Annotated in this window: 17 protein-coding genes and 1 tRNA gene; 10 read left to right on the top strand and 8 right to left on the bottom strand. The window is 69.2% G+C overall.

The features are described from left to right. Positions 1 to 133 precede the first annotated feature (133 nt). The 8 genes from ACGF1Z_RS22140 to rpmH all read right to left on the bottom strand — a co-directional run bounded on the left by ACGF1Z_RS22140 (position 134) and on the right by rpmH (position 6144). Positions 134 to 1267, bottom strand: coding sequence for a ParB/RepB/Spo0J family partition protein (locus ACGF1Z_RS22140; protein ID WP_393006499.1), 1134 nt, complete (start codon positions 1265 to 1267; stop codon positions 134 to 136). After that, the gene (locus tag ACGF1Z_RS22135; protein ID WP_393006497.1) at positions 1264 to 2352 is read right to left on the bottom strand and encodes a ParA family protein; all 1089 of its coding nucleotides are present in this window, start codon (positions 2350 to 2352) and stop codon (positions 1264 to 1266) included. Before ACGF1Z_RS22135 ends, ACGF1Z_RS22140 begins: the two co-directional genes overlap by 4 nt. 269 nt (positions 2353 to 2621) lie before the next feature. Continuing rightward, a complete protein-coding gene (rsmG, locus tag ACGF1Z_RS22130; RefSeq protein ID WP_393006495.1) occupies positions 2622 to 3338 on the bottom strand; it encodes a 16S rRNA (guanine(527)-N(7))-methyltransferase RsmG in 717 nt (238 codons plus the stop codon). Positions 3339 to 3455: 117 nt separating this feature from the next. Next, positions 3456 to 3965, bottom strand: a complete 510-nt coding sequence (locus ACGF1Z_RS22125) for a protein jag (protein WP_393006493.1) — start codon at positions 3963 to 3965, stop codon at positions 3456 to 3458. Between the two features lie 29 nt (positions 3966 to 3994). Beyond that, positions 3995 to 5287, bottom strand: coding sequence for a membrane protein insertase YidC (gene yidC / locus ACGF1Z_RS22120; protein WP_393006491.1), 1293 nt, complete (start codon positions 5285 to 5287; stop codon positions 3995 to 3997). A 3-nt stretch (positions 5288 to 5290) separates the two neighbouring features. Next, entirely contained in the window at positions 5291 to 5617 is a 327-nt protein-coding gene (gene yidD / locus ACGF1Z_RS22115; protein WP_376627304.1) for a membrane protein insertion efficiency factor YidD, read from the bottom strand. Then, the gene (rnpA, locus tag ACGF1Z_RS22110) at positions 5614 to 5985 is read right to left on the bottom strand and encodes a ribonuclease P protein component (protein ID WP_393006488.1); all 372 of its coding nucleotides are present in this window, start codon (positions 5983 to 5985) and stop codon (positions 5614 to 5616) included. Before rnpA ends, yidD begins: the two co-directional genes overlap by 4 nt. Before the next feature lie 21 nt (positions 5986 to 6006). Then, entirely contained in the window at positions 6007 to 6144 is a 138-nt protein-coding gene (gene rpmH, locus ACGF1Z_RS22105) for a 50S ribosomal protein L34 (RefSeq protein WP_015659252.1), read from the bottom strand. A 380-nt stretch (positions 6145 to 6524) separates the two neighbouring features. Here rpmH and dnaA point away from each other — a divergent pair, with 380 nt between their 5' ends. The 10 genes from dnaA to ACGF1Z_RS22055 all read left to right on the top strand — a co-directional run bounded on the left by dnaA (position 6525) and on the right by ACGF1Z_RS22055 (position 19748). Next, positions 6525 to 8315, top strand: coding sequence for a chromosomal replication initiator protein DnaA (gene dnaA / locus ACGF1Z_RS22100; RefSeq protein ID WP_393006486.1), 1791 nt, complete (start codon positions 6525 to 6527; stop codon positions 8313 to 8315). A gap of 1145 nt (positions 8316 to 9460) precedes the next feature. Next, positions 9461 to 10591 carry a DNA polymerase III subunit beta gene (gene dnaN / locus ACGF1Z_RS22095; RefSeq protein WP_393006484.1) on the top strand — a complete coding sequence of 377 codons (1131 nt, stop codon included), beginning with the start codon at positions 9461 to 9463 and terminating at the stop codon, positions 10589 to 10591. A 111-nt stretch (positions 10592 to 10702) separates the two neighbouring features. Then, positions 10703 to 11581: a phosphogluconate dehydrogenase (NAD(+)-dependent, decarboxylating) gene (gene gnd / locus ACGF1Z_RS22090; RefSeq protein WP_393006482.1), complete on the top strand. Its 879-nt coding sequence runs from the start codon at positions 10703 to 10705 to the stop codon at positions 11579 to 11581. Positions 11582 to 11637: 56 nt separating this feature from the next. Continuing rightward, entirely contained in the window at positions 11638 to 12759 is a 1122-nt protein-coding gene (gene recF / locus ACGF1Z_RS22085; protein ID WP_393006480.1) for a DNA replication/repair protein RecF, read from the top strand. 14 nt (positions 12760 to 12773) lie between these two features. Beyond that, the gene (locus ACGF1Z_RS22080; RefSeq protein ID WP_393006478.1) at positions 12774 to 13337 is read left to right on the top strand and encodes a DUF721 domain-containing protein; all 564 of its coding nucleotides are present in this window, start codon (positions 12774 to 12776) and stop codon (positions 13335 to 13337) included. 581 nt (positions 13338 to 13918) lie between these two features. Then, positions 13919 to 15949, top strand: coding sequence for a DNA topoisomerase (ATP-hydrolyzing) subunit B (gene gyrB, locus ACGF1Z_RS22075; protein ID WP_393006476.1), 2031 nt, complete (start codon positions 13919 to 13921; stop codon positions 15947 to 15949). Between the two features lie 41 nt (positions 15950 to 15990). Then, positions 15991 to 18597, top strand: coding sequence for a DNA gyrase subunit A (gene gyrA / locus ACGF1Z_RS22070; RefSeq protein WP_393006474.1), 2607 nt, complete (start codon positions 15991 to 15993; stop codon positions 18595 to 18597). Between the two features lie 96 nt (positions 18598 to 18693). Beyond that, complete coding sequence (locus tag ACGF1Z_RS22065) at positions 18694 to 19284, top strand: DUF3566 domain-containing protein (RefSeq protein WP_393006472.1); 591 nt, start codon at positions 18694 to 18696, stop codon at positions 19282 to 19284. 110 nt (positions 19285 to 19394) lie between these two features. Beyond that, positions 19395 to 19468: transfer RNA gene (locus ACGF1Z_RS22060), tRNA-Ile, on the top strand. Positions 19469 to 19613: 145 nt separating this feature from the next. Beyond that, positions 19614 to 19748 carry a DLW-39 family protein gene (locus ACGF1Z_RS22055; RefSeq protein WP_003958712.1) on the top strand — a complete coding sequence of 45 codons (135 nt, stop codon included), beginning with the start codon at positions 19614 to 19616 and terminating at the stop codon, positions 19746 to 19748. The last annotated feature ends 17 nt before the right edge of the window (positions 19749 to 19765 follow it).

Genomic DNA, 19765 nt, shown 5'->3' with positions numbered 1-19765 from the left:
CATCGCTGTACGAATTCGCCTCCCAGAATCGTAACGAGGGGCCGATCACGGCGATACCGCAGACAGGCAAAGGGCGGAGCGCGTCCCGGTGAATGCCGAAACACGCCCCGCCCTGGGGACGAAGGAGAGGCAATCAGCCCTCGGAGCCCTGCCCGTCCTCGTCGGCAGCAGCGTCCTGGCCGCTCTGCTCGGTACCGCCGTGGTCCATGACACGCCCCTCGCCCGGGGCAAGCGTCGAGAGGATCCGGTCGAGATCCTCCATCGAGGCGAACTCGACGGTGATCTTGCCCTTCTTCTGGCCGAGGTCGACCTTCACCCGCGTCTCGAAGCGATCCGAGAGCCGGGTCGCGAGATCGCGCAGAGCCGGAGAGACCCGGGCGCCCGCCCGCGGGCCCTTGGGCTTCACCGAAGAGGACGGCTCCGAACCCAGAAGCGTGACGATCTCCTCCACCGCACGCACCGAGAGGCCTTCGGCAACGATCCGGTAGGCGAGCTTGTCCTGCGTCTCCGGGTCGTCCACGGAGAGCAGGGCACGGGCGTGACCGGCCGACAGCACACCGGCGGCGACCCGGCGCTGCACGGGCGGAGAGAGACGCAGCAGTCGCAGCGTGTTGGAGACCTGCGGACGCGAACGTCCGATGCGGTCGGCCAGCTGGTCGTGGGTGCAGTTGAAGTCCTTGAGCAGCTGGTCGTAGGCGGCGGCCTCTTCCAGCGGGTTCAGCTGGGCGCGGTGCAGGTTTTCCAGGAGGGCGTCGAGCAGCAGCTTCTCGTCCTCGGTGGCCCGCACGATCGCCGGGATCCGCTCCAGGCCGGCCTCACGGCATGCCCGCCAGCGACGCTCGCCCATGATGAGCTCATAGCGCTCCGGAGCGAGCTGACGCACGACGACCGGCTGCAGCAGACCGACCTCCTTGATGGAGGTGACCAGCTCGGCCAGGGCATCCTCGTCGAACACCTCACGCGGCTGACGCGGGTTCGGCGTGATGGAGTCCAGCGGCAGCTCGGCGAAGTGCGCACCCGCGGGAGACTCCGGCAGCGGCTCGGGTTCCGGCGCCGGCACCACGGAGTCGGGGGACTGCGGGCCGGCCGGCAGGGTGGCCAACTTCGCCGCGGCCACGCCCCGGTCCGAGGCGGGTCCCGGGACGGCTCCGGCAGAAGTCGCGGTAGAGGCGGACCCCACACCGGCGGCCGGCACCTGTCGCTCCTGGGGAGCCGCGGGGATCAGCGCACCGAGCCCACGCCCCAGACCCCTACGTCGCTCGCTCACTGGATCCCCTCCGACATTCGCTGGCTGTTCTGGTGACCCATGTGCGGGGTGACCCCGTGGGCCTGACTGGCGTCATAGCTGAGATCGACTCCGCGCAGGGCGATCTCGCGCGCCGCCTCGAGATACGACAGGGCACCGCTGGAGCCCGGGTCGTAGGTGAGCACGGTCTGCCCGTAGCTCGGCGCCTCCGAGATACGCACCGAGCGCGGGATGCTGGTCCTGAGGACCTCCTCACCGAAGTGGCTGCGCACCTCGTCGGCGACCTGAGAGGCGAGCCGCGTGCGGCCGTCGTACATGGTGAGGAGAATCGTCGACACGTGCAGCTCGGGGTTGAGATGTCCGCGCACCAGGTCGACGTTCCGCAGGAGCTGACCCAGGCCTTCCAGCGCGTAGTACTCGCACTGGATGGGGATCAGCACCTCGGCCCCCGCCACCATGGCGTTGACCGTCAGCAGGCCCAGCGAAGGCGGGCAGTCGATCAGGATGTAGTCGAGCGGCTGCTCATAGGCCTGGATCGCACGCTGAAGCCGGCTCTCGCGCGCCACCAGCGACACCAGCTCGATCTCCGCACCGGCGAGATCGATGGTGGCAGGGGCGCAGAAGAGACCCTCGACATCCCGGACGGGCTGGACGACCTCGGCGAGCGGTTTGCTCTCGACGAGGACGTCGTAGATCGAGGGGACCTCGGCGTGGTGATCGATGCCGAGCGCCGTGGAGGCGTTGCCCTGCGGGTCGAGGTCGATGACCAGGACACGGGCACCGTGCAGGGCGAGCGAGGCGGCCAGATTGACCGTCGTGGTCGTCTTGCCCACGCCGCCCTTCTGGTTGGCCACGACCATCACACGGGTCTGGGCAGGCCGAGGGAGTCCCTCACCGGCCCGTCCCATGGCCTCTACGGCCAGCTGGGCAGCACGGCCGATGGGGGTGTCGTCCATCGGAGGCGGTGTTTCACGTGAAACATCCGCCCCTACCGATTCGGTTCGGGGACCGGGGACCGGATCGGTCATCGGTCCCGCGATGTTGGCGTCGGACCGCAAGGATTCACTCTCCTCGGCTTCAGGCTCGCGATGGATAGAGCCTGCCATGCCTTCGGGCTCGTGAACCAGCGAGGCCCGTGGTTCTGTGGATGAATCCACCTCTGTGGACAACCCTTTAACCCTCACGGGGGGTTTCGTCGGGGTCTTCCGGTCCCAGGGCGTGGCAGCCGCGCGGCCGCGGCTGATGATCCCCTGCAGCAGTGAGCGACGTTTCACGTGAAACACGATGCACGCGCTACAGGGCCGCAGCTGCCCGACACTCCGAAATCTGTGCGTATCGCAGCTTGTACGGATCAGTGGAACGGATCCCCACGGGCTCAGCGTCGCCGGCGAGGCCGACTCGTGCGGGCCGCCTTGGCACGCTTGGCGGCGAACCTCACACCACCGGGGCTCTCCCCGCATTCGACCCGGACCACCGTGGTCATCGGGTCGACGATGCCCTCGCCCACGTGCAGCACCGAGGCCTCCACGACACCGAGCTTGGACAGCGCGGCGCGGGCGCCGTCGATCTCCTCCTCGGCGGTGTCACCCTTCAGCGCAAGCATCTCGCCGTAGGGCCGGAGCAGCGGTACACCCCAGCCGGCCAGCCGGTCGAGCGGTGCCACGGCCCGGGCCGTCACGACGTGGACGGGCGGCAGCTTGCCCAGCATCTCCTCGGCGCGGCCGCGGACCACGGTCACATGGTCGAGGCCGAGGAGTTCCACGGCCTCCTGGAGGAAGTTCGTCCGGCGGAGCAGCGGCTCCAGCAGCGTGATCTTCAGGTCGCGGCGAACCAGGGCCAGGGGGATACCGGGCAGGCCTGCGCCGGAGCCGACGTCGCAGACCGTGACGCCCTCGGGGACGGCCTCGGAGAGGACCGCGCAGTTCAGAATGTGCCGCTCCCACAGCCGGGGAACCTCACGCGGGCCGATGAGACCTCGCTTCACCCCGGCGTCCGCCAGGAGCTCCGCGTACCGGACCGCCTCCGGGAAGTACTCGCCGAAGACTGTCCGCGCCTGCTCCGGCGCCTGGGGAAGCTCCGCTGCCTCCGTCACGGGGAACCGTCCTTCCGTACCGTACGCGTTCCGTGCGAGCGCACGGGGTGGCTGACTATCAGGCTGACAAAGGTCGGCCCCGCCTGCGAACAGACGGGGCCGACATGACGAGAGGGGTCAGGCAGGGAGTACGACGACGAAGCGCTGCGGCTCCTCGCCCTCGGACTCGCTGCGCAGACCGGCGGCGGCGACCGCGTCGTGCACGACCTTGCGCTCGAACGGCGTCATCGGGTCCAGCTTGACCGGCTCACCCGACGCCTTGACCTCGTCCGCGGCCTTGGCGCCCAGCTGGGCGAGCTCGGTGCGCTTCTGGGCGCGGAAGCCGGCGATGTCCAGCATCAGTCGGCTGCGGTCGCCGGTCTCCCGGTGCACGGCGAGCCGCGTCAGCTCCTGAAGGGCCTCCAGCACCTCGCCGTCGCGGCCGACGAGCTTCTGCAGGTCACGGCTACTGGCGTCGCTGACGATCGAGACCGAGGCTCGGTCCGCCTCGACGTCCATGTCGATGTCACCGTCGAGGTCGGCGATGTCGAGCAGGCCCTCGAGGTAGTCGGCCGCGATCTCACCCTCCTGCTCCAGGCGGGTCAGGGTGTCGCCACCCTCGGCGGCGGAGGTGGTGCCTTCCGTCACGGATGGACTCCTTCTTGCTCGGTGGAGGCTTACTTCTTGGAGGACGGGTGCTTGGGCCGCTGCTGGCCCTTGCGCTGGCCGGACTTGCCCTGGCGGGAGCCGCCGGAATTGGCACGGCTCGGACGCGCGGGCTGCTCGTCCGTGGCCTGCGACTGCGGCTTCTTCTCCAGCGAGGGAGCTGCCGGCTTCTCGACCGAGTCGGCCTGCTCGTCGTCCGAAGGCTTGGCATCCGAGGGATGCTGGCCGCCCGCGGCCTGACGCTGGGACTTGGTCTGGCGCTTGGGCTGCTGACGACGGGTGGCGGCTCCGCCGTCCGCCTCGGCGGTCACGGTCGCACCCTTGATCACGGTGCCGTCGGCCTGGGCCGCGAAGCCCGCCTTCGACAGGCCCGCGAAGAAGCGGCGCTCGTTCTCGTTGCGGTCCGCGCCCTTGGCGACGATGGCCTTGACGATGTTCTTCCGGCGGCGGCCGCGAACCTCACCGTGCTGGCTGACGTTCTTGAGCAGGCGCTGCAGGTAGGCGTCCTGGGCCTTGCTGCCCGGCGTCGGGTTCTGGTTGATCACGTACATCTGCTGGCCCATGGTCCACACGTTGGTGGTCAGCCAGTAGACGAGGACACCGACGGGGAAGTTGATGCCCATGCCGGCGAAGATCAGCGGGAAGATGTACATCAGCATCTTCTGCTGCTGCATGTACGGGGTCTTCACCGAGAGGTCGACGTTCTTCATCATCAGCTGGCGCTGGGTGAAGAACTGCGAGGCCGACATCATCACGATCATGATCGCGGTGACGACGCGCACATCGGTGATCGAGGCGCCGAGGGCCTGGGCCTCCGCGGCGCTGTCCGTGAACTTGGCAGCCAGCGGGGCACCGAAGATGTGGGCCTGGCGGGCGCTCTCGAGCAGCGACTGGTTGATGACGCCGATGGTCTCGCCGTTGGCGATGGCCGACAGCACGTGGTAGAGGGCGAAGAAGAACGGCGACTGCGCCAGGATGGGAAGGCACGAGGAGAGCGGGTTGGTACCCGTCTCCTTGTACAGCTTCATCATCTCTTCGGACTGACGCTGCTTGTCGCTCTTGTAGCGCTCCTGGATCGCCTTCATCTTCGGCTGGAGCGCCTGCATGTTCCGCGTCGACTTGATCTGCTTCACGAAGAGCGGGATCAGGCAGATGCGGATCAGCACCACCAGGGACACGATGGAGAGACCCCAGGCCCAGCCCGTGTCGGGGCCGAAGATCGCCCCGTACATCTTGTGGAACTGGACGATGACCCAGGAAACGGGCCAGGTGATGAAGCTGAACAGACTGGCAATCGTGTCCACTAATCAGGCTCCTTGAGCATTGGGCGAGGTCTCTGCGGCCGGGCTCGTCTCGGCGGAGAACCCGCCCTTGTCTCCGCGCAGGGCGTTACGCAGCATCTCGTGCCAGCGCGGCCGCTTACGCGGGGGAACATGGTCCACGCCGCCCGGCGACCACGGATTGCACCGCAGGATGCGCCAGGCGGTCAGGGCAGTGCCCTTGATCGCGCCATGCCGGTCGATGGCCGTGAATCCGTAGTGGGAACACGACGGGTAATACCGGCAGACGGGGCCCAGGAGCGGGCTGATCGTCCACTGGTACAGCTTGATGAGAGCCAGCAGCGGGTACTTCATCGCGTGCCCCCTCCCAGCAACCGCTGGAGAGCGGCATCCAGGTCTCGGGCCAGGTGTGCGTGATCGGCGTCACCGGCTCCGGGCAACGCCCGTACGACCACCAGGCTACCGGGGGGCAGCGTGGTGAGCCGCTCGCGCACGAGATGGCGCAGGCGGCGCTTGACCTGGTTGCGGACGACCGCGCCGCCTACTGCTTTGCTCACGACGAAACCCGCACGCGTCGGGGGAGCGCTCTCCCCAGGCGCGTGCGGGTCCGTTGCACCGCTGCGTAGATGGACGACGAGGAGCGGGCGGCCGGCCCGGCGTCCTCTGCGTACCGCGGTCGCGAAGTCCTCGCGCCGCCTCAGCCGATTCTCGGTAGGCAGCACGTCATGACCTGTTTAGACAGATCAGGCGGACAGGCTCGCGCGACCCTTGGCACGGCGGTTGGCCAGGATGGCACGGCCGGCACGGGTACGCATGCGCAGGCGGAAGCCGTGGGTCTTCGCGCGACGACGGTTGTTCGGCTGGAAGGTGCGCTTGCTCACTCGGGGGCTCCAGAAATGATTCGTAGATGGCGGGACATCGCCTGGCTGTCACCGTGCGCCCACGAGTAGCTCGCATACGCCCGAGTGCACCGCTTCGCGATCACACTATGGTGATCTTCGCCCATCGGAGGCAGGCGGCAGCAGCCATCGACAACTCGACCTGGTTACGGTACGCGCGGCTACGCCATCCGGTCAAACCGGCCGGTCATCGGGGTCCACTGTGCACAGGCTGTGGACAACAACTTGAACCACGTCAGCCGCCACGACTACCGTGGCTGAACTCCACAGTCTTTTCCCTTCTGTCCTTACCTGTCCTTACGGACTTCGACCCACCGTCCCGAGAACCACACATTCGTGGGACCTGCGAGGAAGCGTGCCCCGTGGCTGACGTACCTGCCGATCTTGCCGCAGTGTGGCCACGCGTGCTGGAACAGCTCCTCGGCGAAGGCCAGGGCATCGAGCCCAAGGACAAGCAGTGGATCGAGCGCTGCCAGCCGCTCGCCCTGGTGGCCGACACCGCACTGCTCGCCGTCCCCAACGAGTACGGCAAGCAGGTCCTCGAAGGCCGCCTCGCCCCGCTGATCAGCGAGGCCCTCAGCCGCGCCTGCGGCCGGCCGATCCGGATCGCGATCACCGTCGACGACTCCGCGGGCGAGCCCGCCCCGCCGGTCCGGCAGCAGCCCCAGCCGCAGCAGCCGCGCTACGAGGAGCGCCCGCCGGCGGAGCCCTACGGCTCGTACGAGAAGTACGAGAAGTACGACGACTACGGGCGCCCGATGCCGGACGACGGTCTGCCGACCGCCCGCCCCGCCTACCCCGGGGAGTACCAGCAGCGCCCGGAACCGGGCTCCTGGCCGCGCGCCCAGGAGGACCTCTCCTGGCAGCAGCAGCGGCTCGGCGGCTTCCAGGAGCGCGATCCGTACGCGACGGCGCGGCCGCAGTCCCCGCAGCCGCGTTACGACGAGCGCCCGCCGTACGACCAGCCCCAGCGCCCCGAGCGCGCCGAGATGACCGAGCCGCAGCGTCCCCGGCCCGGCGGCCCGGGTCCCGGCGGGATGGGCGGGGGCTCCGCGGGCGGCCCCGGCATGGGCGGCTCCTCGTCCGGCCAGGGCGGCGGAGCCGGCGCGCCCGGCGAGCAGCACGCGCGCCTCAACCCCAAGTACCTCTTCGACACCTTCGTCATCGGTTCCTCGAACCGCTTCGCGCACGCGGCGGCGGTCGCCGTGGCCGAGGCGCCGGCGAAGGCGTACAACCCCCTCTTCATCTATGGGGAGTCGGGGCTCGGCAAGACCCATCTGCTCCACGCGATCGGGCACTACGCGCGCAGCCTCTACCCGGGCACCCGGGTGCGGTACGTGAGCTCGGAGGAGTTCACGAACGAGTTCATCAACTCGATCCGCGACGGCAAGGGCGACGCGTTTCGCAAGCGCTACCGGGATGTGGACATCCTGCTGGTCGACGACATCCAGTTCCTCGCGAGCAAGGAGTCGACGCAGGAGGAGTTCTTCCACACCTTCAACACGCTCCACAACGCGAACAAGCAGATCGTGCTCTCCTCGGACCGGCCGCCGAAGCAGCTGGTGACCCTGGAGGACCGGCTGCGGAACCGCTTCGAGTGGGGTCTGACCACGGACGTGCAGCCGCCGGAGCTGGAGACGCGCATCGCGATCCTGCGGAAGAAGGCCGTGCAGGAGCAGCTGAACGCCCCGCCGGAGGTGCTGGAGTTCATCGCCTCGCGGATCTCGCGGAACATCCGTGAGCTCGAGGGCGCGCTCATCCGCGTCACCGCGTTCGCGAGCCTCAACCGGCAGCCGGTGGACCTCGGGCTCACCGAGATCGTCCTCAAGGACCTGATCCCGGGCGGCGAGGACTCGGCGCCGGAGATCACCGCCGGCGCCATCATGGCGGCGACGGCCGACTACTTCGGTCTGACCGTGGAGGACCTGTGCGGCTCGTCCCGCAGCCGCGTCCTGGTCACGGCCCGGCAGATCGCCATGTACCTGTGCCGTGAGCTCACGGACCTGTCGCTGCCGAAGATCGGCGCGCAGTTCGGCGGCCGCGACCACACGACGGTCATGCACGCGGACCGCAAGATCCGCGCGCTGATGGCCGAGCGGCGCTCCATCTACAACCAGGTCACCGAGCTGACCAACCGCATCAAGAACGGCTGAGCCCGCGGCGGGCGGTGACGGCCCCTCCGCAGGACGGCGAGGGCCGCCGAAGGGCGTTCCGGGACACCTCCCGGGGCGCCCTTCGGCGTTCCCGGGGCAGCCCCGTCGTCATGCGAGGCGGCCTGTGGCGGCGTCGGCATCGCCCCCCTGGAGCCGCACGACCGAGACGTCCTGCGGCTCTCTCCCTCAGGCTTCGGCGGCGTTCCCCGTGCATTTCCGGCGGCCTCGGAGGCACTTCCGGCGCCCTCCGGAGGCCCGGCCTGCGTCCTCGGAGGCACATCCGGTGTCCCCCAGAGCCTGCTCCGGCGTCCCCTGGAAGCTTCCTCCGGCGTCCCCCCGGAAGCTGCTCCCGCGCTGTCGGCGGGGTGCTTCCGACTCTGCCGGGCGCCTTCGGAGGGGGAGGATCGGGACGCGCTGCGGACCCGGGTGTTCGATTACTCCGTTCCGGTGGCGGGTTCTCCACAGATTGGGGGATGATCTCCCGTCCACAGGGTGGGGACTGCTGAGTTATCCGGATTGCTTCCACAGGCAGTGCTGGTGACAGCCCATCACTCCAGGTCAGGGGGGTGTGGAATTGTTGGCAAACGATCTCCACAGCCTGTGGACAAAACTTTCGTCCACAGGGGGTCCTCGCGGTTGTCCACGGGCGGCCCACAGGGAGTAGGCGGTTGCCCACAGCTTCTCCACACCGCTGTCCACTGTTCGGCAACGAAACGCGCGGGCTCACTGGGGCGAGTGAAAGCGGTCACACCAAGGGAGACGTTTGGGCTGTGGGGAACCTGGGGAAAGCTGGGGACAGCACTGGGGAGAACTCCCCCTGCCCTGTGTATCGGGTGTGCAGAACTTTCGCGTGTCCACAGAACCCTCCGGTTGTCCACCGGGTCCACCCACAGGGTCAGTGGACAAAAAACTGGGCCTGACCTGCGAAAATGGCGTTTTCCACCGTTTCCACAGGCCCTACTACTACTCCCACTCATAGTTAGCCCGGAATCCGCTTCGAAGTGGGGCCTGTGCACAACTCGAGCCCGGAGCTTCGGCGACCTCTCGTCGCGACTTGACCCCGAGCCGCACCGAGTGTCGGCGGCGTACGTCAGACTGGATCCCGCAGTCGACGAAGAGCCAGCAACAAGCAGGAGGCGGTTCCGGTGAAGATCCGGGTGGAGCGCGATGTACTCGCGGAGGCGGTGGCCTGGGTGGCCCGCAGCCTTCCGGCCCGTCCGCCGGCGCCCGTTCTCGCGGGCCTTCTGCTGAAGGCCGAGGACGGCGCGCTGAGCTTCTCCAGCTTCGACTACGAGGTCTCGGCCCGCGTCTCCGTCGAGGCGGAGGTCGAGGAGGACGGCACCGTCCTCGTCTCCGGCCGTCTGCTCGCCGACATCTGCCGCGCCCTCCCCAACCGTCCGGTGGAGATCTCCACAGACGGTGTACGGGCGACCGTCGTCTGCGGCTCCTCCCGCTTCACCCTCCACACCCTGCCGGTGGAGGAGTACCCGGCCCTGCCGGAGATGCCCACCGCGACCGGCACCGTCCCCGGTGAGGTCTTCGCGGCCGCCGCCGCGCAGGTGGCCATCGCCGCCGGCCGCGACGACACGCTGCCCGTCCTCACCGGTGTGCGCATCGAGATCGAGGGCGACACCGTCACCCTTGCCTCCACCGACCGCTACCGCTTCGCCGTCCGCGAGTTCCTGTGGAAGCCGGAGTCCCCGGACGCCTCCGCCGTCGCCCTGGTGCCGGCGAAGACGCTCCTGGACACGGCCAAGGCCCTCACCAGCGGCGACACGGTCACCCTGGCGCTCTCCGGCTCCGGCAAGGGCGAGGGTCTGATCGGTTTCGAGGGCGCGGGGCGTCGCACCACCACCCGTCTGCTCGAAGGCGACCTGCCGAAGTACCGGACGCTCTTCCCCACCGAGTTCAACTCGGTCGCGGTGATCGAGACCGCCCCCTTCGTCGAGGCCGTCAAGCGTGTGGCCCTGGTGGCCGAGCGCAACACCCCCGTCCGGCTCAGCTTCGAGCAGGGCGTGCTCATCCTGGAGGCCGGCTCCAGCGACGACGCACAGGCTGTGGAGCGCGTGGACGCGCAGCTGGAGGGCGACGACATCTCGATCGCCTTCAACCCGACCTTCCTGCTGGACGGCCTGAGCGCGATCGACTCCCCGGTCGCCCAGCTGTCCTTCACGACCTCGACCAAGCCCGCGCTCCTGAGCGGCAGGCCGGCGGTCGACGCCGAGGCGGACGAGGCCTACAAGTACCTGATCATGCCGGTCCGCCTGAGCGGCTGACATCGGGACACCAGGCGTCGACTGAGCGGCTGACCCCACAGGTGTGCACGGGGGTCCGGGCGTAGGCTCGGACCCGGGTACACACCGCACACGACGCTTAAGGAATCTCTGATGGAGCTCGGTCTCGTCGGTCTCGGCAAGATGGGCGGCAACATGCGCGAGCGCATTCGCCGCGCCGGCCACACCGTCATCGGATACGACCGCAACCCGGACCTCGCCGATGTCCACAGCCTCGAAGAGCTTGTGGGCAAGCTCAAGGGTCCGCGCGTCGTGTGGGTCATGGTCCCCGCCGGTGCGGCGACCCAGTCGACCATCGACGAGCTGGGCGACCTGCTCTCCCCCGGCGACATCGTCGTGGACGGCGGCAACTCCCGCTGGACCGACGACGAGAAGCACGCGGAGGAGCTCGCCGCCAAGGGCATCGGCTTCGTCGACTGCGGCGTCTCCGGCGGCGTCTGGGGCCTGGAGAACGGCTACGCGCTCATGTACGGCGGCGACGCCGAGAACGTGGCCCGCGTCCAGCCGATCTTCGACGCGCTGAAGCCCGAGGGCGAGTTCGGCTCGGTCCACGCGGGCAAGGTCGGCGCCGGCCACTTCGCGAAGATGGTCCACAACGGCATCGAGTACGCGATGATGCAGGCCTACGCCGAGGGCTGGGAGCTCCTGGAGAAGGTCGACTCCGTCACCGACGTCCGCGAGGTCTTCCGCTCCTGGCAGGAGGGCACCGTCATCCGCTCGTGGCTGCTCGACCTCGCGGTCAACGCCCTCGACGAGGACGAGCACCTGGACAAGCTGCGCGGCTACGCGTCGGACTCCGGCGAGGGCCGGTGGACCGTCGAGGCCGCCATCGACAACGCCGTACCGCTGCCGGCGATCACCGCGTCGCTGTTCGCGCGGTTCGCGTCGCGTCAGGACGACTCGCCGCAGATGAAGATGATCGCCGCGCTGCGCAACCAGTTCGGCGGCCACGCGGTCGAGGCGAAGAAGTAATCCACAGGCTGTGCACCCCGCGGTGCACAGCAGCCGGGGGAAGGTCGGCGCACACCATGCACGTCACGCATCTGTCGCTGGCCGACTTCCGCTCGTACGCCCGGGTCGAGGTCCCGCTCGATCCGGGCGTCACCGCTTTCGTGGGGGCGAACGGCCAGGGCAAGACCAATCTGGTCGAGGCCGTCGGCTATCTCGCCACCCTCGGCAGTCATCGCGTCGCCTCCGACGCGCCGCTCGTGCGCATGGGCGCGGAGCGGGCGATCATCCGCGCCGCCGTCACCCAGGGCGAGCGCTCCCAGCTGGTCGAGCTCGAACTCAACCCGGGCCGGGCCAACCGCGCGCGTATCAACAGGTCCTCGCAGGTCAGGCCCCGTGACGTGCTCGGCATCATCCGGACGGTGCTGTTCGCCCCGGAGGACCTGGCGCTGATCAAGGGCGATCCCGGCGAGCGCCGGCGCTTCCTCGACGAGCTGATCACGGCGCGCGCGCCGCGTATGGCGGGCGTGCGCTCCGACTACGAGCGGGTGCTCAAGCAGCGCAACACCCTCCTGAAGTCCGCCGCCATGGCCCGGCGGCACGGCGGCCGCTCCATGGACATGTCCACCCTGGACGTCTGGGACCAGCACCTGGCCCGGGCCGGAGCCGAACTGCTCGCCCAGCGGGTCGACCTCATCGACATGCTCCGCCCGCTCGCCGACAAGGCGTACGAGCAGCTGGCTCCCGGCGGCGGGCCGGTCCAGCTGGACTACAAGCCGTCCGCACCCGGCTCCGGGCACACCCGCGAGGAACTGTACGGACAGCTGATCGCCGCGCTCGCCGACGTCCGCAAGCAGGAGATCGAGCGGGGGGTCACGCTCGTCGGACCGCACCGCGACGACCTGCTGCTCAAGCTCGGCGACCTGCCGGCCAAGGGATACGCGAGCCACGGCGAGTCCTGGTCGTACGCGCTGGCGCTGCGGCTGGCCTCGTACGACCTGCTGCGGGCCGAGGGCAACGAGCCGGTGCTCGTCCTCGACGACGTCTTCGCCGAGCTCGACGCGCGCCGGCGCGAGCGGCTCGCTGAGCTGGTGGCGCCCGGCGAGCAGGTGCTGGTGACGGCGGCGGTCGACGACGACGTGCCGGGAGTACTCGCGGGCACGCGGTACGCCGTGTCCGGCGGCGCGGTGGATCGGGTCTGAGAGGCGGCACGGCGATGAACGGCGAAACTTCCCCACAGCCTGTGGACAAGTCGGCGGGCGCCGCCACCCCCGAACCCTCCGGGGTGGATCTCGCCCGGGTCGCGCTGCGTGCGGCGAAGGAGCAGGCCAGGGCGCGGGGCGCGGCCGCGGCGCAGAAGAAGCAGGCGCGGCGCGGCGGCGGTCTGCGCTCCGGCGCACGCGCCGACGGGCGCGACCCGATGGACCTCGGCGCCGCCATCAACCGCCTCATCACCGAGCGGGGCTGGGAGACGCCCGCGGCGGTCGGCGGCGTCATGGGGCGGTGGCCGCAGATCGTGGGCGAGGACCTGGCGAAGCACTGCGTCCCGCTCAAGTACGACGACGACCCGGAGGAGCGGGTGCTCACGGTGCAGTGCGACTCGACGGCCTGGGCGACCCAGCTGCGGCTGCTGGCGCCGAGGCTGGTCGCGCGGCTGAACGAGGACCTGGGCCACGGGACCGTGCGGATGATCAAGGTGCTCGGGCCCGGCGGACCCCGGCGCGGCTACGGGCCGCTGCGGGCGCCGGGCTCCACGGGGCCGGGCGACACGTACGGGTAGGAGAGGGGACGGGCCGAGGCCGGGTCCACCGCCGAGGCCGGACCCGTACCACCGCCGCCGGAGCCCCTTCCGTCCCGGCCGGCGCAGGCCCCACCGCCGCGGTCCAGGCGCGTCCCGTTCCCACCCGCGCCGACCCGTTCCCACCCGCGCCGGCGCTACCGCCGCCGCCGAAGCCCGTCCCGTCCCCACCGGCGCCCGTCCCCGGAGCGCCGGTCCGTGTGGCACCCGCCCCTGGCGCGGCCCCGTAGCGCCGCCGCCCCCCCCTCCGGGCCGTGTTCCGGCACCCCGGTCCCGGTGGAACGACGGGCCGGGGCGGCGTGGGGAAGCCAGGTCCGCATCCGCTCCTCGGCCCCGCCCACTCGCCGTCACCGCCCGAAGCGCTAGGTGGCGGTCAGGGGCGTCTGGGGCCCCGTCCCGGATATGGGGAGTCGTCTCGATGCCGTTGAGGGCGGCACATGAGCATTCAGGTACCGGCAAACCCCCATGAGTGTCAGTGGTACCGGTAGACTGGGAGACAATCCCGCCACCCCGCGGAACAAGTCGAACGACGCAGCCGCTCCCGTATGCCCGGAGAACGGCCTGTGCTGTGCCAGAAAGGGCGCTTCGTGGCCGATTCCGGCAACCCCAACGAGAACAACCAGTACACCGCCAGCAACATCCAGGTCCTCGAGGGTCTGGATGCGGTGCGCAAGCGCCCCGGCATGTACATCGGCTCGACCGGCGAGCGCGGTCTGCACCACATGGTGCAAGAGGTCGTCGACAACTCCGTCGACGAGGCCCTGGCCGGCCACGCGGACACCATCGACGTCACGATCCTGGCCGACGGCGGCGTGCGCGTCGTCGACAACGGCCGTGGCATCCCGGTGGGCATCGTCGAGTCCGAGGGCAAGCCGGCCCTCGAGGTCGTCCTGACCGTGCTGCACGCGGGCGGCAAGTTCGGCGGCGGCGGCTACGCGGTCTCCGGTGGTCTGCACGGCGTGGGTGTCTCCGTCGTGAACGCCCTGTCCACGAAGGTCGCCGTCGAGGTCAAGACCGACGGCTACCGCTGGACGCAGGACTACAAGATGGGCGCCCCGACCGCGCCCCTCGCGCAGCACGAGGCGACCGAGGAGCACGGCACCTCGGTGACCTTCTGGTCCGACCCGGACATCTTCGAGACGGTCGAGTACTCCTTCGAGACGCTGTCGCGCCGCTTCCAGGAGATGGCCTTCCTCAACAAGGGCCTGACGATCACGCTCACCGACGAGCGCGACTCGGCCAAGGCCACGGTCGGCGCCGACGACCCGGACGCCGAGGCGACCCCGGAGCCCGCCGCCCGCACGGTGACGTACCACTACGAGGGCGGCATCGTCGACTTCGTGAAGTACCTCAACTCGCGCAAGGGTGAGCTGATCCACCCGACCGTCATCGACGTCGAGGCCGAGGACAAGGAGCGCGCGCTCTCGGTCGAGATCGCGATGCAGTGGAACTCCTCGTACAGCGAGGGCGTGTACTCGTTCGCGAACACGATCCACACCCACGAGGGCGGTACGCACGAAGAGGGCTTCCGCGCCGCGCTGACGACGCTCGTCAACAAGTACGCGCGCGACAAGAAGCTGCTCCGCGAGAAGGACGACAACCTCACCGGTGACGACATCCGCGAGGGTCTGACCGCGATCATCTCGGTCAAGCTGGGCGAGCCGCAGTTCGAGGGCCAGACCAAGACCAAGCTGGGCAACACCGAGGCGAAGACCTTCGTCCAGAAGGTCGTGCACGAGCACCTGACGGACTGGTTCGACCGCAACCCCAACGAGGCCGCGGACATCATCCGCAAGGGCATCACCGCCGCCACCGCGCGCGTGGCCGCCCGCAAGGCCCGGGACCTGACCCGCCGCAAGGGCCTCCTGGAGTCGGCGTCCCTGCCGGGCAAGCTCTCCGACTGCCAGTCGAACGACCCCACCCAGTGCGAGATCTTCATCGTCGAGGGTGACTCCGCCGGCGGCTCCGCCAAGTCCGGCCGCAACCCGATGTACCAGGCCATCCTGCCCATCCGCGGCAAGATCCTGAACGTCGAGAAGGCCCGGATCGACAAGATCCTGCAGAACACCGAGGTCCAGGCGCTGATCTCGGCCTTCGGCACCGGGGTCCACGAGGACTTCGACATCGAGAAGCTCCGCTATCACAAGATCATCCTGATGGCGGACGCCGACGTCGACGGCCAGCACATCAACACCCTGCTGCTGACCTTCCTCTTCCGCTTCATGCGCCCGCTGGTCGAGGCCGGTCACGTCTACCTGTCGCGTCCGCCGCTCTACAAGATCAAGTGGGGCCGGGACGACTTCGAGTACGCCTACTCGGACCGCGAGCGCGACGCGCTCGTCGAGCTGGGCAAGCAGAACGGCAAGCGGATCAAGGAAGACTCGATCCAGCGCTTCAAGGGTCTCGGCGAGATGAACGCCGAGGAGCTGCGGGTCACCACCATGGACGTCGAGCACCGCGTGCTCGGCCAGGTCACCCTGGACGACGCCGCGCAGGCCGACGACCTGTTCTCGGTGCTCATGGGCGAGGACGTCGAGGCGCGGCGCTCGTTCATCCAGCGCAACGCCAAGGACGTTCGTTTCCTCGACATCTGAGTCGGTCTCAGCTGACCGTACGAAAGGACTGACGACCAGCAATGGCCGACGAAAACACTCCTGTGACCACCGACGAAGAAGAGGGTCCCGTCCTGCGCATCGAGCCCGTCGGGCTCGAGACCGAGATGCAGCGCTCGTACCTCGACTACGCGATGTCCGTCATCGTGTCCCGCGCGCTGCCCGACGTCCGTGACGGCCTCAAGCCGGTGCACCGCCGTGTCCTGTACGCGATGTACGACGGCGGCTACCGGCCCGAGAAGGGCTTCTACAAGTGCGCCCGCGTCGTCGGCGACGTGATGGGCAACTACCACCCGCACGGCGACTCCTCGATCTACGACGCCCTCGTCCGCCTCGCCCAGCCCTGGGCCATGCGGATGCCGCTCGTCGACTCCAACGGCAACTTCGGCTCCCCGGGCAACGACCCGGCCGCCGCCATGCGCTACACCGAGTGCAAGATGGCGCCGCTGTCGATGGAGATGGTCCGCGACATCGACGAGGAGACCGTCGACTTCACGGACAACTACGACGGCCGTTCCCAGGAGCCGACCGTCCTGCCGGCCCGCTTCCCGAACCTGCTGATCAACGGCTCCGCCGGTATCGCGGTCGGCATGGCGACGAACATCCCGCCGCACAACCTGCGCGAGGTCGCCTCCGGTGCCCAGTGGTACCTGGAGCACCCCGAGGCCAGCCACGAGGAGCTGCTCGACGCGCTCATCGAGCGCATCAAGGGCCCCGACTTCCCGACCGGCGCGCTGGTCGTCGGCCGCAAGGGCATCGAGGAGGCGTACCGCACCGGTCGCGGCTCCATCACGATGCGCGCGGTCGTCGAGGTCGAGGAGATCCAGAACCGCCAGTGCCTGGTCGTCACGGAGCTGCCCTACCAGGTCAACCCGGACAACCTCGCGCAGAAGATCGCCGACCTGGTGAAGGACGGCAAGATCGGCGGCATCGCCGACGTGCGGGACGAGACCTCCTCGCGCACCGGCCAGCGCCTGGTCATCGTGCTCAAGCGGGACGCCGTCGCCAAGGTCGTCCTCAACAACCTCTACAAGCACACCGACCTCCAGACGAACTTCGGCGCCAACATGCTGGCGCTCGTCGACGGCGTGCCGCGCACGCTCTCCCTGGACGCGTTCATCCGCCACTGGGTGACGCACCAGATCGAGGTCATCGTGCGCCGGACGAAGTTCCGGCTGCGCAAGGCCGAGGAGCGCGCGCACATCCTGCGCGGTCTGCTCAAGGCCCTCGACGCGATCGACGAGGTCATCGCCCTCATCCGGCGCAGCGACACGGTCGAGGTCGCGCGTGAGGGCCTGATGGGCCTGCTGCAGATCGACGAGATCCAGGCGAACGCCATCCTGGAGATGCAGCTGCGCCGGCTCGCCGCCCTGGAGCGCCAGAAGATCGTCGCCGAGCACGACGAACTCCAGGCGAAGATCAACGAGTACAACGGGATCCTGGCCTCGCCCGAGAAGCAGCGGGCGATCGTCAGCGAGGAGCTCGCGGCGCTGGTCGCCAAGTACGGCGACGACCGCCGCAGCCAGCTCGTCCCCTTCGACGGCGACATGTCCATCGAGGACCTGATCGCCGAGGAGGACATCGTCGTCACCATCACGCGTGGCGGCTACGTGAAGCGGACGAAGACCGAGGACTACCGCTCGCAGAAGCGCGGCGGCAAGGGCGTGCGCGGCACGAAGCTGAAGCAGGACGACATCGTCGACCACTTCTTCGTCTCCACCACGCACCACTGGCTGCTGTTCTTCACCAACAAGGGCCGGGTCTACCGGGCCAAGGCGTACGAGCTGCCGGACGCCGGACGGGACGCCCGCGGCCAGCACGTGGCCAACCTGCTGGCCTTCCAGCCGGACGAGCAGATCGCCCAGATCCTGGCGATCCGCGACTACGAGGCCGCTCCCTACCTGGTGCTCGCCACCAAGGGCGGTCTGGTGAAGAAGACGGCGCTGAAGGACTACGACTCCCCGCGTTCGGGCGGTGTCATCGCGATCAACCTGCGCGAGCGGGACAGCGGCGCCGACGGCCTCGCCGACGAGCTGATCGGCGCCGAGCTGGTGTCCTCCGAGGACGATCTGCTGCTCATCTCCAAGAAGGCGCAGTCGATCCGCTTCACCGCCACGGACGACGCGCTGCGCCCGATGGGCCGCGCCACCTCCGGTGTGAAGGGCATGAGTTTCCGCGAGGACGACGAGCTGCTCTCGATGAATGTCGTCCGGCCGGGTACTTTCGTCTTCACCGCGACCGACGGTGGCTACGCCAAGCGCACCCCGGTCGACGAGTACCGCGTCCAGGGTCGTGGCGGCCTCGGTATCAAGGCCGCCAAGATCGTGGAGGACCGCGGATCGCTCGTGGGCGCGCTGGTGGTCGAGGAGACCGACGAGATCCTCGCCATCACGCTGTCCGGTGGTGTGATCCGTACGCGAGTCAACGAAGTCAGGGAGACCGGCCGTGACACCATGGGCGTCCAGCTGATCAACCTGGGCAAGCGCGACGCCGTCGTCGGCATCGCCCGCAACGCCGAGGCCGGCGGCGAGGACGAAGACGGTGACGAGGCAGTGGAAGCTGTCGAAGGCGTGGAGACGGCCGAGGCGGTCGAGGGCACGGAGCCCGCGACCGGGGAGCACGAGGAGTAGAGCGTGAGTGGAGCCACGGGCGCCGGTTCGGCCGACGGCCGGTCCGCAGGATCGAGCGGTGCCCGTGGCTCCGCCACGGACTCCCAGGGGGTTACGGTGACGGACACTCGGGGGCAGAGTCCCTCGTACGACACGTACAACGGGCCGCTGCCCGGCGAGCGCGGGGGGACGCAGCCGCAGGGCCCGTACCACCCGCCGCAGGCCTACGGCGCCCCGGCGCAGGGGGGTACGCCCGCCCAGGGCGTGCCGGCGGCGGGCGGCGGCCAGAGCGCCGCCGCGACGCGCAAGCCCCGAACGGGGGCGCGTACGACGCCGCGGACGCGCAAGGCGCGGCTGCGGGTCGCCAAGGCCGATCCGTGGTCGGTGATGAAGGTGAGCTTCCTGCTCTCCATCGCGCTCGGCGTCTGCACGGTCGTGGCCGCGGCGGTGCTGTGGATGGTCATGGACGCCATGGGCGTCTTCTCGACCGTCGGCGGCACGATCAGCGAGGCGACCGGCTCCAACGAGTCGAACGGCTTCGACCTGCAGTCGTTCCTGTCGCTGCCGCGCGTGCTGATGTTCACGTCGGTGATCGCGGTGATCGACGTCGTCCTGATGACCGCCCTGGCGACGCTGGGAGCGTTCATCTACAACCTGTCCGCCGGTTTCGTGGGCGGTGTCGAGCTCACGCTCGCCGAGGACGAGTGACCTGCGGATGACCCGCGGGGGGCCGGTCCCCGGATCGGATTTTGGGACTGGCCCCCACGTGCGCTAATCTTCAGGAGTCAGCGCGCGGGACACACTCCGCAAAGCGCGGCGGGGCTATAGCTCAGTTGGTTAGAGCGCATCCCTGATAAGGATGAGGCCACAGGTTCAAATCCTGTTAGCCCCACACAGAAGATCGGCCCGGACGGTTCACCCGTCCGGGCCGATTGCTTTGGGGGACGCGTTGGCGGCCTAGGTCACCGATCGGTATCGGCCGGTGTGTAGAGTGGGCGTCAGAAGTCTCCTACGTCAACGAAAGACGAGGTCGCGCGGTGAAGAAGCTTCTCCTGGTCGCACTGGCCGCCATCGGCGGGCTCCTCGTGTACCGCCAGATCCAGGCGGATCGCGCCGAGCAGGATCTGTGGACGGAGGCGACCGACTCCGTGCCCGCAGGTTCGGGTGTGTGAGACGAAGAACCGTCTGT

This window comes from Streptomyces sp. NPDC048018, from assembly GCF_043202995.1.
Lineage (GTDB): Bacteria > Actinomycetota > Actinomycetes > Streptomycetales > Streptomycetaceae > Streptomyces.
This window is presented reverse-complemented; position numbering and strand designations above follow the sequence as displayed.